The sequence below is a fragment of the Halomarina salina genome, assembly GCF_023074835.1.
In the GTDB taxonomy this organism is placed as follows: Archaea; Halobacteriota; Halobacteria; order Halobacteriales; family Haloarculaceae; genus Halomarina; species Halomarina salina.
Window position 1 is genome coordinate 560,425 of record NZ_JALLGW010000002.1, and the last position, 14,047, is coordinate 574,471.

The following is a 14,047-nucleotide window of genomic DNA, read 5'->3' on the forward strand; positions in this document are numbered from 1 at the left end:
TCAGAGCAGTCGGCCGAGCAGTGCGAACACCGAGTCGCGGACGCGGTCGGGGAGGTAGCGCGCCTTCAGCGAGAGGTCGGCGAACGCGCCCACCGGGTAACGCGCCTCGGGGTCGGGCGTGACGCCCGCTTCGAGGATGACCTCCGCGACGTCCGCGGGGCGGACGGCGACGGGGGAACTCCCGCCGAACGTCTGCCCGTCCTCGTACAGTTTGTAGAGCGTCTCGTACGCGCCCGAGCGGTCCAGCAGGTCGAGGCGGTCGTCGGCCCGGTCGGCGAAGTTCGTCTCGACGGGGCCGGGTTCGACCAGCACCGCCTCGATACCGTGGGGTTCGACCTCGTTCCGGAGCGCGTCGGTCAGCGCCTCCAGGCCGAACTTCGAGGCGCTGTACACGCCCATCCCCGGCGTGGCGAACCGACCGGCGACGCTGGAGACGTTGACGATGCGCCCGTCCTCGCGTTCGCGCATGTACGGGAGGACGGCCCGAATCAGGCGATGCGGACCGTACAGGTTGACGTCCATCTGTTCGTGGAGGAGGTCGGTCGGTACGTCCTCGACCGGGCCGAACTGGCCGTAGCCAGCGTTGTTGACCAGACAGTCGATACGCCCCTGCTCCTCGTCCATCCGGTCGACGACCGACCGGATTTGCGTCTCGTCGGTGACGTCGAGCGCGGCCGTCTCGGCCCCACGCTCGGCGAGGTCCGTGATGTCCTCGGGGTCACGAGCGGTCGCGTACACGGTCCAGTCCTCGTGGAGGAACGCACGCGCGGTCGCTCGGCCGATACCCGACGACGCGCCCGTTATCAACACCGTCTTTGCCATGGTCGCGACTCTCACCGGTCGTACTTAATGGGAGACGGTCGGGCGGTGGTCGGTTGCAGTACGGGCGTGGACTCGTGACCAGAGGGGACGGAACGCGGGAACGTCTCCACGACCGTGTGAACTCGCAAGCAGAACCTCTTGGACCGAGGTTGGTGTCCGTCCGTACGAAGCGGCACCTCCAGCGTCGTCCCCACCGGTTCGACCGGGGACGCTTCACGGACCACGATGACCCCACACGACCCTTCGAACGTCGACCGACCGCTCCCGGACTGCGCCGTCGTCCAGCCCCATCCGGACGGAACCGGCGTCACCATCGACAAGAGCGTCGTCGAAGCCGCACTCGACGAGTCGGACCACGGCCTCGTCCCCGACGTGGCCGAGGACCGGGCGAGCGACGAACTGCTCCAGACGCTCACCGACGCGTTCACCTACGTCACGCCGCGGATGTCCCCCGACATCGCCAGCGACCGCCGGGAGGCGGCCGAGACGATACGGACCCTCCACGAACGCGCCGTCCCGGTGTACGTCAGGCGTCGTCGACGCTGACGGCTACGTCGCCGGACGCGACGGCGGTCGGCGGCGCGGCACTCGTCGCCCACACGTGGGAACTGCTTCGCTCTGTCCTCAGCGTTCTCGTTCTCAGCTACCGCTGACCTCCGCTTTCACCTCGTCCGCGTATGCGTCGGCCCGTCGCGTCGGTTCGGGGAGTTTGTACCCGCCGCGACAGGCCAGCACCACGTCGCGAGCGGTCGCCGCGCTCACGCGGTGGCCGGGCGAGACGTACACCGGATTGATGCGGTAGGAGTCGAACTGCCGGGTCTGGACGGCGTGCCCGACGACGGTCCCCGGCGGCGCGTCCATCCGGTCGTTCGCCCTGATGGCGACGCTCTCGCCCGCGTCGAGGCGGTCCGTGTCGGCGACCGGTTCGCCACAGAGCAGGCTCTTCGCGACGCCGAGCGCCGGCACGTCGAGCGCCACGCCCATGTGCGTCGCCAGTCCGGCCTGCCGGAAGTGGATGCGACCGGACCCGTCGAACAGGACCACGTCCGGCGTCGCGTCGAGCGTCTCGAACGCGTCGAGGATGGGGCCGCCCTCGCGGAACGAGAGCAGGCCGGGGATGTACGGGAACGTCAGCGGCGAGACGGCGTACGTCCGCTCGACCACCTCGTCGCCGCGCAGGACCACGATGGCGCTCACCACCCGCTCGTCGAGGAACGCCTGGTCGACGCCCGCGACGAGCGGTCCCGCCGACGCCGTGGAGTCGTCCGATCCGTCGAACGCGTCGAGCGAGGGAGCGCCGACGGCCGCGACGTCGAATCCGTGGTCGTCCCCGAACCGTGCGGTCGCGGCGATGTCCCGCTGGATGGCCTCCATCTCGTCGCGACTCGACTCGGGGTCCGGGCGGAACTCGGGGTGGACGACGTTCACACCGGGAAGTAGGAACGAGACGGGTTTCAAACCGATGGGCGCAGCGGAAAGGACAGGAGGGGCGACGGGAGGACCGGCCGAGTCAGAACCGACGGCGGCCGCCGCGGCCGCCACCACCGAACTGGACCTGACCGGGGGCGCGAACGCCCTTGCGCTTGACGTACTCACCGTACGCGAGGCCGATGACGAGGCCCGAGAGGTGGGCCGCGTGGGCGACGTTCCCACCGCCCGGTGCGATGATGCCGAATGTCGATAGCGCTGCGTAGCCGAAGGTGAGCACCCAGATAGGGACGGGGATAACGAAGTAGAGCAACACCTTCATACCGGGATTCAACACGGTGAGAACGCCAAGAATCGCCATGATGGCACCGCTCGCACCGAGGACGCCGGAGATTGGGTCGCCGAGTGCGAGGCTGATACCGATTTGACCGAGACCAGCGAGCGCGCCGCTGACGAGGAAGAGGACGGCGAACGCCTTCGAACCGATCTGTCGTTCGACGACCGGCCCGAAGAAGTACAGCGCGATGCCGTTGAACAGGATGTGGGTGAAGCCGACAGGGCTGTGCGCGAAGACGGAGGTGACCCACGTCCAGACCTGCAGTGGAGCACTGGACTTCAGGACGAACAGCGTGTCGTGGAGCTGCCCACCGGCGACGAGCAGCGTCACCTGCTGGGCGACGAACGTCACGAGCATCAGCGCGAGGAACAGGTACGAGACGTTCCCCCGGAAGTAGCTCAGCGGGCCGTTCGTCGCCGAGAGCCGCGAGGAGACCTTCGACGCCCTGCTCTGCTCGTTCGCGCCAGCGCTGGGACCGCCGTCGAAGACGCCGCTCGGGTCCCCCCAGTTCTGGAGGCCCGGACAGTCGTGGGCCTCCGGGAGACGGTGTTCGGAGCAGAACGTGTTGCCGCAGTGCCGACAGTTGTACGGCATGTTCTCCTGCCGCCCACACTCGTCACACAGTGCCATTACCGGACGGTAGGTAGCCGACGGCAAAGGGGTTTGGGTCCGAGACGGATGCCGTCAGAACCGTTCTCGCTACCGAATATAGCGGTATCGAGTCACGCCTCGGAGGATATCATCATTTCTCGACAGTCTCGGCTGACTCAGAGGTCCTCGATGGTCCGGAGGTGCTGGACCACGTCCGGTGGGGCACCGCTCGACCCGTCTCGGACCCGGTGGTCCGGCACGAGGAGGGGGATGGGGTTCTCGGCGAGTGCGGCCCGAATCGTGTCCTGGTCGGCCTCGTCGTCGCCGTCGAGTCCGGGCACCGTCCGGGCGAGGCGTTCGACGGTGACCTGCTGGCCGTACGGTATCTCCCGGACCGCCAGCAACACCTCTCGCTGGTCGGTGGGGACGGTGAGTCCGAGTTCCACGTCCTCGAACGACTCCCGTTCGCCCTCGACGTACCCCTCGATACGGTCGAGTAGTGGGAGGTCCGTCTCCGCGTCCTCGTCCGGTTCGTGCGGGAACGACAGCGAGATGACCTTCCCGCTGGCGAGACCGACCTGCACGTAGCGGTCGAGATACTCCGAGTTCCTGGCGTAGATGCCCGCCACGTCGTCCATACGCGGATAACGACGAACCGGAGTATGAAAGTTAGCATACCGCTCGGTCGGCTATCGAGTTCGACGCCGACTACAGCGCGTTCGCGTACTCGGAGAAGACGGCGGCGTCGGAGACGAGTTCCATGTGACCCGGTCCCCGGATGCGGACGTTCGTGACGTTCCGCCCGTCGAACGGCAGGACGGCGCGGTCGGCCGTCACGAGTCGGTCGCCGTCGCTCCCGACGGCGGTGTAGGTGACGCTCCGGGGCGGTCGGCGGTCGTTGAGGGTCTCCAGGAACTCGCTGTCGGGCGTCATCGCCCGACCGCCGGGCGTCGGCTGCGTGTACGCGAGCGTCGTTCCCTGGTGGGGCGTCCCGAGCGTCACGAGGTCGTCGACGAACGCCGCGCCGCCGCCGCGTTCGACGTACCACCGTGCGCCGAGCCCACCCATCGAGTGCGCGACGACGTCGACCCGCGAGTCGTACCGGTCGCGCAGTGCTTCGACCCGGTCACCGATTCGGCTGGCGTAGCGTCGCGGCGAGTCGAGCGTGAGGCCGGGGACGCCGAGCGAGAGCGTCTCCACGGCGTCGTTCGGGTAGCCCCGGTCGGCGAATCGTCGTTCGAGCGTCCGCCACCAAGGCATCGCCCCGGTGTCGCCGTAGCCGTGGACGAGCAGAATCGGTTCGTCGCCGCGTCCTCCTTCCATCACCCTCGCTACGGCCCGAAGACGTAAAGGTGACCCCCCGGCCCCCGCCCGCTGTCGGCCCACGACCCGCAAGCCTTACGTACAGACTAGTCCATCATAGTACAACGATGAACAGTAGAGAGGAGCTGGCCCCCGCCGTCGCCTCAATCCTGGAGGCGGCCCGCCAGCGGCAGGGACCGGGGGAGAGGGTCGCCGTGACGCCGCGCGACTTCCCGGCGGCCGTCGCGCGCGCCGAGGCGGACGGCCGCGTACCCGTCGTCGCCGAGGTGAAGCCGACGAGTCCGACGACGGACGGCACGGACGACCGGGACCCGGTCGAACTGGCCGAGGAGATGGTCGCGGGCGGCGCGGCGGCGCTGTCGGTACTGACCGAACCGGAGCACTTCGGGGGGAGTTGCGAGACGTTGCGGCGCGTCCGCGAGGCCGTCGACGTGCCCGTGTTACGCAAGGACTTCCTGCTGGAGGAACAGCACCTCGACGCCGTCGAGGCGGACGTGGTGTTGCTCATCGCGCGGTTCCTCGACGACCTGGAGGGGATGCTGACGGCGGCCCGCGAGCGCGGGTTCCAGGCGCTCGTCGAGGTCCACGACCGGACGGAACTCCGGCAGGCGCTCGACGCGGGCGCGGACGTCGTCGGCGTCAACAACCGCGACCTGGCGAACCTCGTGGTCAACCTCGAAACGTTCGAGGCCGTCGCCCCCGACGTTCCGGACGACGTGACCCTGGTCGCCGAGAGCGGAATCGCGATGCCCGCCGACGTCGCCCGGATGCGGCGAGCGGGTGCGGACGCGCTGCTCGTCGGCACGGCCATCATGCGCGGTTCCGGAACTGTGACCGAGAACACGCGACGACTGACGACACCGATGACAGACCGATGAGTACACCGACGACCGAACCACGAACACACCGATGACAGACCAATGAGCGAACGAGCCAGCACCTTCGGCGATTACGGCGGACAGTACGTCCCCGAGGCACTGATGCCGGCCATCGAGGAACTGGACGACGCGTTCGAGCGCTACGTCCTGGGGAACGAGGACGGGTTCGTCGACGAGTTCCGCGAGCGACTGCGGGACTTCGGCGGCCGCCCGACCCCGCTCCAGCACGCCGACCGCCTGAGCGAGCGCTACGACACCGACGTCTACCTGAAGCGCGAGGACCTGGTCCACGGCGGCGCGCACAAACTCAACAACGCGCTCGGGCAGGTGCTGCTGGCGAAGTACATGGGGAAAGAGCGCATCGTCGCGGAGACGGGCGCGGGCCAGCACGGCACCGCGACGGCGATGGCCGCCGCCCACCTCGATATGCCCTGCGAGGTGTACATGGGCGAACGCGACATCAACCGCCAGCGACCCAACGTGTTCCGGATGCGATTGAACGGCACGACGGTGACGCCGGTGACGACCGGCCGCGGGACCCTCAAGGAGGCCATCAGCGAGGCGATGCGCGACTGGGCGACCACCGTCGAGACGACCCACTACGTCATCGGGTCCGTCGTGGGTCCCCACCCGTTCCCGACGATGGTCCGGGAGTTCCAGTCCGTCATCTCGGAGGAGGCGCACCGCCAGTTCGACGAGCAGGTCGGTGGCCTGCCCGACAGCGTCGTCGCCTGCGCGGGCGGCGGGTCGAACACGATGGGCGCGTTCAGCGAGTTCACGGACGACGAGTCGGTCGACCTCTACGCCGTCGAGGCGGGCGGCAGTTCCCTCGACGTGGACGAGGAGACGGGCGTCGCCCCCAACTCCGCGTCGCTCTCGACGGGGTCCGAGGGCGTCCTCCACGGCGCGCGGACGAGGCTCCTGCAGGACCGCGACGGGCAGATAGTGGAGTCACACAGCATCTCCTCGGGACTCGACTACGCCGGCGTCGGGCCGGAACTCGCCCACCTCGTCGACGAGGGACGAGTCACGCCCGTCACGGTGGACGACGACGCCGCGCTCGAAGGGTTCCACCGCCTCTCACAGACCGAGGGCATCATCCCGGCGCTCGAGACCGCACACGCCGTCGCGTGGCTGGAGGACGCGACGCCCGAGCAACTGGGCGACAGCGTCGTCGTCTGCGTCTCCGGGCGCGGCGACAAGGACCTCGAATCCGTCATCGAGGAGACCGAAAATCGAGATATCCCGAACGCGCCCGACATGGACGTGTTCAGCGGAGGACTGCGATGAGCAGACTCGACGAGGCGTTCGCGGACGGACCCGCCTTCGTCCCGTATCTCGCGCTGGGCGACCCGGACCTCGAATCGAGCGTCGAGTACGTCGAGGCGCTCGAACGCGGCGGCGCGGATATCATCGAACTCGGCCTGCCGTTTTCCGAACCGGTCGCGGAAGGCCCGACCATCCAGTCCGCCGTGGTGCGGTCGCTGGAGGGCGGGATGACGCCGACGCTGTTTTTCGACACCGTGGCCGACCTCGACGTGGACGTGCCGCTCGTCTGCATGACCTACTACAACCTCGTCTACCAGTTCGGCGACGGCGACGGACCGCGGCCGTTCGTCGAACGCGCCGCCGAGGTCGGACTGGAGGGGTTCGTCGTCCCCGACCTGCCGGCCGAGGAGGCCGGACCGCTCCGCGAGGCGTGCGACGAGTTCGGACTGGACCTCGTGTTCATCGTCGCTCCGACGACCCGCGGCGAGCGCCTCGAACGCATCATGGAGCGCACCTCCGGGTACGTCTACGTGCAGGCTCGCCTCGGCGTCACCGGCGCTCGCGCGGACGTGAGCGACGAGACGGGCGCGAGCCTCGACCGCCTCGACCGCTGGGACCTCCCGAAGGCGGTCGGGTTCGGCATCTCCTCGGGCGAGCAGGCCCGCGAGGTAATCGCGGCCGGTGCCGACGGCATCATCGTCGGGAGCGCGCTGGTCGATATCGTCGGAACGGGCCACGAGAACGGCGACGACGCGGCCGTCGTCGCGGACCGACTGGAGACGCTGTCGCGCGAACTGAAGGAGGGGGCGCTCGCCGGGGCGGAGCGAGTGCAATCGGAACGAACTTGAACGAACCTGCCACAGAGTCACACACTACATGAACGCCGGAACACAGGCGCGACTCGACCGCATCGGGCGGGACGGTCGCTACGTCGTCATCCCGATGGACCACGGGATCACACTGGGAGCGGTACAGGGACTGAAGGACATCGAATCGACCATCGACGCGGTGACGCGAGGGGGTGCGGACGCCGTGCTCACGCAGAAGGGCATCGCGCCGCGGGCCCACCCGAACCTGAACGGCGCGGGCTACATCGTCCACCTCAACGCCTCCACCTCCATCGGCCCGGACAGCAACGACAAGCGGATGACGGGCACCGTCGAGGAGGCCATCCGGGTCGGGGCCGACGCCGTCTCGCTCCACGTCAACGTCGGTAGCCACCACGAACCCGACCAGATAGAGAACCTCGCGCAGGTCACCGAGACCGCCGAACGGTACGGTATCCCCGTGCTGGCGATGACCTACGCCCGCGGCCGCGACGTCGACGAACACGACGCCGAGTCGCTGGGCCACGCCGTCCGTCTCGGCGAGGAACTCGGCGCACACGTCATCAAGACGGCGTACTCGGGCGACGCCGAGAGCTTCGAGCACGTCGTCGAGTCGACGCGCCTGCCCGTCGTCATCGCCGGCGGGTCGCCGTCCGGCGACGAGGCGACGCTGGACGCGGTCCGCGGCGCGATGGACGCGGGCGCGGCGGGGGTCTCGATGGGTCGCAGCGTGTTCCAGCACGAGGACCCCGAAGCCATCACGCGCGCCGTCAGCGCCGTCGTCCACGAGGACGTTGGCGCGGCGGACGCGCTGGAACGCGCAGGTCTCTCCGCGCGGGTCTGACTCCGGGTCGGACCGTCGTCACTCTCGCTCGTCGGCGTGTTCGCGACCGGAACGTATCTCAACCCGCTTCCCGACGAACCCGTTCCTGACGACGCACCTCAGTCGCTCGACGACGCGCCGCCGTGGACTATCTTCCCCTGACCGACGAGCAACGTCTCCGTGACGAGCGCCTCCTGGCCGCGGCGAAGGCGTTCGGAGAGCGCCTGGTGGGAGATACCGAGTTCCTCGGCGAGTTCGTCGAGGTCGGCCTCGCGCGGGATGGCGAAGTATCCGGCCTCGCAGGCCGCCGTGAGCGCGGAGAACTGCTCGTCGGTCAGCCCGTAGCGACCGCTCGGTTCGCCCTCCATCTCCCGGATTCGTTCGACGTCGAACTCGATGCCGCGTTCCTCGCAGAACTCGACGGTCTTCGACAGTTTGTCGCGGTTCGGGTAGAGGACGCGGAGGTACCACCGGCCGTTGTCGGTCCACGCCTCCATCACCGTCGCCTCGGAGTTCGTCAGCATCTGCAACACGACGTCGACCCGGTCGATCCACTCCATCCGGTAGAGCCACTCGCCGTCGAACGAACTGAGCAGTTCGACGGACTCGGTCGTCGGGTCGTCGTGTAGCGCCGCCTCGATGGCGTCGTGGTCGGACCCGCGGACCCACAGCAACGGGGCGACCGACTCGGAGCCGGTCTCCACGAGTCGCTCGCACTCGATGTCGATATCGTCCACCGTCCGAAGCGTCTGACCGAGGGCGAAGTTCTCGGCCGGGAGTGAACCGAGGATGACCGTACTCATGCCCTCATGTCTCTATTCAACCGGAATAAGCGTGGCCCTGTTCGGTCGGTCGGAGACTCACGACGCCCCGACGCTGACAGGGGGCGAACTCACTCGACCGGGAACCGCAGGAACGCCCCGCGGCCGTCGAACCCCTCGACGAACTGCTCGCCGCCCTCGATGTCGGTCGGGACGGTGAGCACCTCGCCGCCCTGCTCGGTCGCCCGCTCTTCGAGCGTGCGGTAGGTCTCCGTCTCGAGTGACTCCGAGAGGAGCAGCGTCTCGACGGCGTCGTAGGTGAGCGCCTCGTCGACGGCCTCGTGGCCGTGGACGACCTCCTCGTCGTCCGTCTTCGCCGCCTCGAACAGGCGGTCGAGGGCGTCGCGTGGACCGCGACGCTCGACGTCGCCGACGCGCTCCTCGCCGAGGTCGGCGAGGCGTTCGAGGCCGCGCTCGTTGGCGTACTCGACGGCGAAGGCGTCGTCGAGCAGCCGGTCGGCGAGGTGCGTCGGGAGGAACTCGCCCTCGACGAACCGCTCGACGGTGCCCGTGGTGCCGCCGACGAGCAGGCCGTCGACCCCCGCACGGTCCTCGTCGTTCGGGTCGGGCGCGGCCGCGTCTTCGGTCGCCCGTTCGTGCGCCGACGGGTCGACGAACAGCCGACCGGCCGTCTCGCCGACCTCGTCGAAGAACGCCTCCAGGTTCGGGTCCTCGTCGCGTTCGAACCGCTCGGTCGACTCGCCGCTCTGGCGGGACGTGCCGCGTCCGTCGCGGTCGATTGTCTCGACAACCTCGACGCGCCCGTCGTCGAGTCGGCCGAACGCCGCGCCGCCCCGCTCGACGACGAGCAGGCCGACCGACTGCGACGGCGTGGCGAGGGCGTCGAGCGGTTCGGTGTCGAACTCGTTGCCCCACGCGGTCCGCGACTCGCGGACGGGGTCGGGCAGCTCGTCGAACGTCCAGTCGGTCAGGTCGGCGTCGACGACGCCGGCGTAGGTGACGAGTCCGTTCTCGGGGGTCTCGTCGTACTCGGCGAGCGTCCGCCGGACGCGTTCGAGGGCGTCGCGTTCGTGTTTCGACACGTCGTTCGTGTCGATGTACGAGACCTCGGCGTCGGCCTCCTCGATGCGCTCGTGGTACGTCCCGACGGACTCGTCGGCGGGGACGGCCACGGTGAGCAGACGGTCCTCGTCTACCGAGACGCTCTCGACCGCCCGGATGCGGTCGTGCAGCGGAGTGTCCTCTGTCGTCATGGCCCGGACTGCTCGCGGGCAGGGGTTGTCGGCGCGCCCTGCGTGTGCCACGGGTCTTTGTGGGAGGCGATTCGAGCCGGTCTGCCCCCGAGACGCGTGCGAGAGCCCACCACACCTCCGCAATCGCTATCTCGGGAGCCGGGAACCTCCTCACGTGACTTCCCACGACATCTACCCGATGCCGCTGTTCCCCCGACTCACCGTCGAGGACGTGGCGGCGTCGGCCGACTTCTACACCGACGTGCTCGGGTTCGACGAACTGTTCGCGATGCCCGGCGGCGGCACGAGTCACGTCCGGTACCGCAAGTACGCCGACGTGATGCTCGTGCAGTCGGGGATGGCGGCCGAACCGGGCGCAGTCGCCGAATCGGGGACGGCAACCGAGTCAGAGGCGACTGCCGATGGCGACGACCCGCCCGAGGTGGCCGGCGCGGGCGTCGAGATATATCTCACCGTCGAGGACGGGTCGGTCGACGACGTCGCCGAGCGTGTCCGCGAGGCCGGATTCGAGGCCGAGGGGCCGACGGAGACCCCGTGGAACACCCGCGAGGTGAGCGTCGAGGACCCCGACGGCTACGTCCTCGTCTTCTCCCAGCAGACCGCCGACCCCGAAGACCTCCCGTGGCTGGAGGAGGGGACGGTGGACGGCGATGCGAAGACTCCAGCGGACAGCGACTCCCCAACGGATAGCGATTAGTCACACCCCGTCGTCTCCCCCGGCATGGGTTCGCTCTCGTTCGACTACTCCGGGGAGACGGTCATCGTGACGGGCGGCAGTTCGGGCATCGGTCGGGCCACGGCACTCGCGTTCGGGCGGGCAGGCGCGACGGTCGTCGTCGCCGACGTGCGCGAGATGCCGAAGGACCCCCACGCGAGCGTGCCGACCCACCGTGTGATTCGCGAAGGCGGCGGCGAGGCAGACTACGTCGAGTGCGACATCGCCGACCCGGACGACGTCGCAGCGGTGGTCGAGGCCGCCCGCGAGAAGGGCGGCCTCGACGTGATGGTGAACAACGCGGCCCTGTTCGTCGGCGAGTCGCTGGTCGACCTGGACCCCGACGACCTCGACCGCATCGTCGACGTGAACGTGAAGGGGACGTTCTACGGGACGCAGGCCGCCGCCCGCGATATGCAAGCGCGCGACGAAGGCGGCGTCATCCTCAACACCGCGTCCATCTCCTCCCGGTTCGCCCAGCACGGACAGGTCCAGTACGACGCGACGAAGGCCGCCGTGGCGATGATCACCCGCGGCGCGGCGCTCGAACTCGCGCCGGACATCCGCGTCAACGCCGTCGCGCCGGGCCAGATAGCGACCGAGTTCTCCGAGGGCGGCACCGAGCGCACGCAGGACCGAGCGGGCGACGACGGGTTCATCAAGCCCGTGCCGATGGAGCGGGCGGGCTTCCCGGAGGACCTCGCACCCGCGTTCTGCTACCTGGCGAGCGAGGAAGCGAGCTACGTGACTGGTGAGGTGCTGTACGTCGACGGCGGGTGGAGCACGTTCTGAACGAGCAGCAGGGTTCGTGTTTGGGGTTGATCGTGAGAGTCCAGCGACAGCGACCGCCTCGAAAGCCCCCGGGTTCTCGACTCGGGTGTCTCGCTGCGCGCGCTCGGTCGCTGTCGCTCCCTCGCGTGCTTACGTCGTCAGCCGTCGACGAGAACCCGGCTCCTTTCAGTCCCACCCGTGGTGAGTGGAGGCCACGAGTACGCCAGAAGCGGTCCCCTCAGTCGGAGCGGAGGGACCTGGCGACCGTGTTGCGGTGGACGTCGTTCGGGCCACCGGCGACGGTGAGCAGTTTGGCGTCCCGGAAGTAGCGCTCGACGGGGTACTCGCTGGTGAAGCCGACGCCGCCGTGGACGTCCATCGCGTCGGAGGCGTTCTCGACTGCTGCTTCGGTGGCGTGGACCTTCGCCATGCTCGTCTTCGCACTCGCCGTCTCGGCACCTCGGTCGGCCTCGTCGGCCGCGCGGAGGGTGAGCAGTCGGGCCGTCTCGACGCGTTCGGCCATCTTCGCGAGTCGCCACTCGACTCCCTGGAACTCGCCGATGGCCTGCCCGAACTGCTCGCGTTCGGTCGCGTAGGCGACGGCGTCGTCGAGGGCGGCGCGGGCGATGCCGACCGCGCGAGCGGGGAGGTTGACGCCGCCGCGGAGGTCGCCACGCTGGACGAGCGCCCGTCCCTCCTCGCCGACCATCCGGTCGTCGGGGACGGCGAGGTACTCGAACTCGACGCGGGCGGTCGGGACGCTGTCGCCGCCGATGGCGTCCCACTCGTGGTCGATATCGAGGGCGTCGGTCGGGACGAGGAACGCGCTGACGTTCTCGGGGGCCTCGCTCTCGGGACCGGTCTTGGCGTAGAGGAGCACCACGTCCGCCTCGGCGACGTTGGTGACCCACTGCTTGTGGCCGGTGAGGTGCCACTCGTCTCCGTCCGCGTCCCCGCTGGCACGTTCCGCGCGCGTCTCCATCGCGGCCTTGTCGCTGCCCGCGTTCGCCTCCGTGACGCCGAGCGCGCCGACCGTCTCGAAGTCGGCCATCGCGGGCAGGAACTCCTCGCGGAGGGCCTCGCTCCCGAACCGCTCGATGGTCTCGGCGACGCCGAGGTGGAGCGAGAGGGCCGCGCCGACCGACATCATCGCGGCCGACAGCTCCTCGACGACGACGGCGAGTTCGACGAACCCCTCGCCGCGGCCGCCGTACTGTTCGTCGACGGTGAGGCCGGTGACGCCGCGGTCGGCGAGTGCACCGAGGACGCCGCCGGGGTACGTTCCCGCGTGGTCGAGCGTCGACGCGACGGGCGCTATCTCCTCGGTGGCGAACTCGCGGAGTTCGTCGCGCAACTCGCGCTGGTCGGCGGTGAGTCGGAAGGGCATGGGTGGTCGTACCACAGGACGGAGGAGGAAAACTGCAGCGGCAGCGGAGGCGGTTCAGAGCAGCGCCGTCAGGTCCGAAAGCGAGTCGAGCGTGTGGTCGGGCGTCGGGTCGGGGTCGGGGACGCGAGCGCGGTCGGTGGGGTACCACGCGGTCCGCATCCCGAGGTTGCGTGCGCCGGTCACGTCCGCGCGCAGGGAGTTCCCGACGTACAGCGTCCGGTCGACCGTCGCGTCGAGCGTCGAGAGCGCGCGCTCGAACGGGTACGGGTCGGGCTTGAGCCCGTGTTCGGGCGTGGCGTACACGTGGGCGTCGAACGCGCCCTGGAGCCCGAGCGTCGAGAGCTTCCGGGTCTGGGTCGCTCGACTGCCGTTCGTGACGAGGCCGACGTCGTAGCCGTCGTGGGCGAGGAGGCCCTCGACGGCGTCGCGTGCGCCGGGTCTGAACTGCACGTCGCCGTGGTCGAGCGCGGTGGCGTAGGACCGCGCGAGGTCCGGCGCGACGGCCGGGTCCGCGTCGACGTGGTCGGCGGCCGCGGCGAACAGTTCGGTGTAGAACTCGACGTCGGTGTCGACCGTCGGGAGGCCACCGACGACGGCGTCGAGGTCGGCGGGGGAGCAGTACGGGTCGACATCGGCGTGGTCGAACGCGGCGTCGAGTCGCTCGGCGGGCGACAGGCGGTACTCGCAGAGCGTGTCGTCGAGGTCGAAGAGGACCGTCGAGAGCGAGTCGGCGGAGATGGTCACTTGCGACAGGTAGCGGGGAGGTGGGCAAAAGGGTTGTGCGGGGCGTCGTCGCTGGCGTCGTGACGGCACCATCCAGCACGTTCATTACGCCCCCCGA

General features: G+C 69.3%; 16 protein-coding genes. 7 read left to right on the forward strand and 9 right to left on the reverse strand.

Annotation, left to right across the window (positions count from 1 at the left end):
- Positions 1–822 carry an SDR family oxidoreductase gene (locus tag MX571_RS18720; RefSeq protein WP_247419761.1) on the reverse strand — a complete coding sequence of 274 codons (822 nt, stop codon included), beginning with the start codon at positions 820–822 and terminating at the stop codon, positions 1–3.
- Positions 823–1,047: 225 nt separating this feature from the next.
- On the opposite strand from MX571_RS18720, the gene MX571_RS18725 reads away from it, so the two are divergent.
- Positions 1,048–1,368, forward strand: coding sequence for a hypothetical protein (locus tag MX571_RS18725; RefSeq protein WP_247419763.1), 321 nt, complete (start codon positions 1,048–1,050; stop codon positions 1,366–1,368).
- A gap of 93 nt (positions 1,369–1,461) precedes the next feature.
- Here the strand turns inward: MX571_RS18725 and MX571_RS18730 are convergent, their stop codons facing one another.
- The 4 genes from MX571_RS18730 to MX571_RS18745 all read right to left on the reverse strand — a co-directional run bounded on the left by MX571_RS18730 (position 1,462) and on the right by MX571_RS18745 (position 4,501).
- On the reverse strand, positions 1,462–2,250 hold the full coding sequence (locus tag MX571_RS18730; protein ID WP_247419765.1) for an endonuclease V: 789 nt from the start codon (positions 2,248–2,250) through the stop codon (positions 1,462–1,464).
- Between the two features lie 82 nt (positions 2,251–2,332).
- A complete protein-coding gene (locus MX571_RS18735; RefSeq protein WP_247419768.1) occupies positions 2,333–3,217 on the reverse strand; it encodes a rhomboid family intramembrane serine protease in 885 nt (294 codons plus the stop codon).
- 137 nt (positions 3,218–3,354) lie between these two features.
- Positions 3,355–3,816, reverse strand: a complete 462-nt coding sequence (locus MX571_RS18740; RefSeq protein WP_247419770.1) for an MGMT family protein — start codon at positions 3,814–3,816, stop codon at positions 3,355–3,357.
- A 70-nt stretch (positions 3,817–3,886) separates the two neighbouring features.
- Positions 3,887–4,501 carry a lipase family alpha/beta hydrolase gene (locus MX571_RS18745; RefSeq protein WP_247419773.1) on the reverse strand — a complete coding sequence of 205 codons (615 nt, stop codon included), beginning with the start codon at positions 4,499–4,501 and terminating at the stop codon, positions 3,887–3,889.
- Between the two features lie 107 nt (positions 4,502–4,608).
- Here MX571_RS18745 and trpC point away from each other — a divergent pair, with 107 nt between their 5' ends.
- From trpC to MX571_RS18765, 4 genes are read left to right on the forward strand one after another with little or no spacing between them, the layout of a single operon-like run.
- Entirely contained in the window at positions 4,609–5,379 is a 771-nt protein-coding gene (gene trpC, locus MX571_RS18750; RefSeq protein WP_247419775.1) for an indole-3-glycerol phosphate synthase, read from the forward strand.
- Between the two features lie 42 nt (positions 5,380–5,421).
- A complete protein-coding gene (gene trpB / locus MX571_RS18755; RefSeq protein WP_247419778.1) occupies positions 5,422–6,669 on the forward strand; it encodes a tryptophan synthase subunit beta in 1,248 nt (415 codons plus the stop codon).
- Complete coding sequence (gene trpA, locus MX571_RS18760; protein ID WP_247419781.1) at positions 6,666–7,496, forward strand: tryptophan synthase subunit alpha; 831 nt, start codon at positions 6,666–6,668, stop codon at positions 7,494–7,496. Before trpB ends, trpA begins: the two co-directional genes overlap by 4 nt.
- Before the next feature lie 28 nt (positions 7,497–7,524).
- On the forward strand, positions 7,525–8,319 hold the full coding sequence (locus MX571_RS18765) for a 2-amino-3,7-dideoxy-D-threo-hept-6-ulosonate synthase (protein WP_247419783.1): 795 nt from the start codon (positions 7,525–7,527) through the stop codon (positions 8,317–8,319).
- A 98-nt stretch (positions 8,320–8,417) separates the two neighbouring features.
- Here MX571_RS18765 and MX571_RS18770 read toward each other — a convergent pair whose 3' ends face one another.
- Positions 8,418–9,101: a helix-turn-helix domain-containing protein gene (locus MX571_RS18770; protein WP_247419786.1), complete on the reverse strand. Its 684-nt coding sequence runs from the start codon at positions 9,099–9,101 to the stop codon at positions 8,418–8,420.
- An 89-nt stretch (positions 9,102–9,190) separates the two neighbouring features.
- Positions 9,191–10,333 (reverse strand): Vms1/Ankzf1 family peptidyl-tRNA hydrolase, encoded by a 1,143-nt coding sequence (locus MX571_RS18775; protein ID WP_247419788.1) that lies wholly within the window; start codon positions 10,331–10,333, stop codon positions 9,191–9,193.
- A gap of 154 nt (positions 10,334–10,487) precedes the next feature.
- On the opposite strand from MX571_RS18775, the gene MX571_RS18780 reads away from it, so the two are divergent.
- Both MX571_RS18780 and MX571_RS18785 read left to right on the forward strand, forming a co-directional pair.
- Positions 10,488–11,030 carry a VOC family protein gene (locus MX571_RS18780; protein ID WP_247419805.1) on the forward strand — a complete coding sequence of 181 codons (543 nt, stop codon included), beginning with the start codon at positions 10,488–10,490 and terminating at the stop codon, positions 11,028–11,030.
- Between the two features lie 24 nt (positions 11,031–11,054).
- Complete coding sequence (locus MX571_RS18785) at positions 11,055–11,840, forward strand: SDR family NAD(P)-dependent oxidoreductase (protein WP_247419808.1); 786 nt, start codon at positions 11,055–11,057, stop codon at positions 11,838–11,840.
- A gap of 217 nt (positions 11,841–12,057) precedes the next feature.
- On the opposite strand, the gene MX571_RS18790 is transcribed toward MX571_RS18785, so the two are convergent.
- Both MX571_RS18790 and MX571_RS18795 read right to left on the reverse strand, forming a co-directional pair.
- Positions 12,058–13,206, reverse strand: coding sequence for an acyl-CoA dehydrogenase family protein (locus MX571_RS18790; RefSeq protein ID WP_247419811.1), 1,149 nt, complete (start codon positions 13,204–13,206; stop codon positions 12,058–12,060).
- Positions 13,207–13,260: 54 nt separating this feature from the next.
- Positions 13,261–13,950 carry an HAD family hydrolase gene (locus MX571_RS18795; RefSeq protein ID WP_247419814.1) on the reverse strand — a complete coding sequence of 230 codons (690 nt, stop codon included), beginning with the start codon at positions 13,948–13,950 and terminating at the stop codon, positions 13,261–13,263.
- Between the last annotated feature and the right edge of the window lie 97 nt (positions 13,951–14,047).

What these genes read in the sequence shown, in the direction of transcription:
- trpB (WP_247419778.1), top strand. Translation starts at nt 5,422, where the DNA reads ATGAGCGAACGAGCCAGCACCTTCGGCGATTACGGCGGACAGTACGTC.
- MX571_RS18740 (WP_247419770.1), bottom strand. Translation starts at nt 3,816, where the DNA reads ATGGACGACGTGGCGGGCATCTACGCCAGGAACTCGGAGTATCTCGAC.
- MX571_RS18775 (WP_247419788.1), bottom strand. Translation starts at nt 10,333, where the DNA reads ATGACGACAGAGGACACTCCGCTGCACGACCGCATCCGGGCGGTCGAG.
- MX571_RS18745 (WP_247419773.1), bottom strand. Translation starts at nt 4,501, where the DNA reads ATGGAAGGAGGACGCGGCGACGAACCGATTCTGCTCGTCCACGGCTAC.
- MX571_RS18785 (WP_247419808.1), top strand. Translation starts at nt 11,055, where the DNA reads ATGGGTTCGCTCTCGTTCGACTACTCCGGGGAGACGGTCATCGTGACG.
- MX571_RS18765 (WP_247419783.1), top strand. Translation starts at nt 7,525, where the DNA reads ATGAACGCCGGAACACAGGCGCGACTCGACCGCATCGGGCGGGACGGT.
- MX571_RS18720 (WP_247419761.1), bottom strand. Translation starts at nt 822, where the DNA reads ATGGCAAAGACGGTGTTGATAACGGGCGCGTCGTCGGGTATCGGCCGA.
- MX571_RS18770 (WP_247419786.1), bottom strand. Translation starts at nt 9,101, where the DNA reads ATGAGTACGGTCATCCTCGGTTCACTCCCGGCCGAGAACTTCGCCCTC.
- trpC (WP_247419775.1), top strand. Translation starts at nt 4,609, where the DNA reads ATGAACAGTAGAGAGGAGCTGGCCCCCGCCGTCGCCTCAATCCTGGAG.
- MX571_RS18790 (WP_247419811.1), bottom strand. Translation starts at nt 13,206, where the DNA reads ATGCCCTTCCGACTCACCGCCGACCAGCGCGAGTTGCGCGACGAACTC.
- trpA (WP_247419781.1), top strand. Translation starts at nt 6,666, where the DNA reads ATGAGCAGACTCGACGAGGCGTTCGCGGACGGACCCGCCTTCGTCCCG.
- MX571_RS18735 (WP_247419768.1), bottom strand. Translation starts at nt 3,217, where the DNA reads ATGGCACTGTGTGACGAGTGTGGGCGGCAGGAGAACATGCCGTACAAC.
- MX571_RS18725 (WP_247419763.1), top strand. Translation starts at nt 1,048, where the DNA reads ATGACCCCACACGACCCTTCGAACGTCGACCGACCGCTCCCGGACTGC.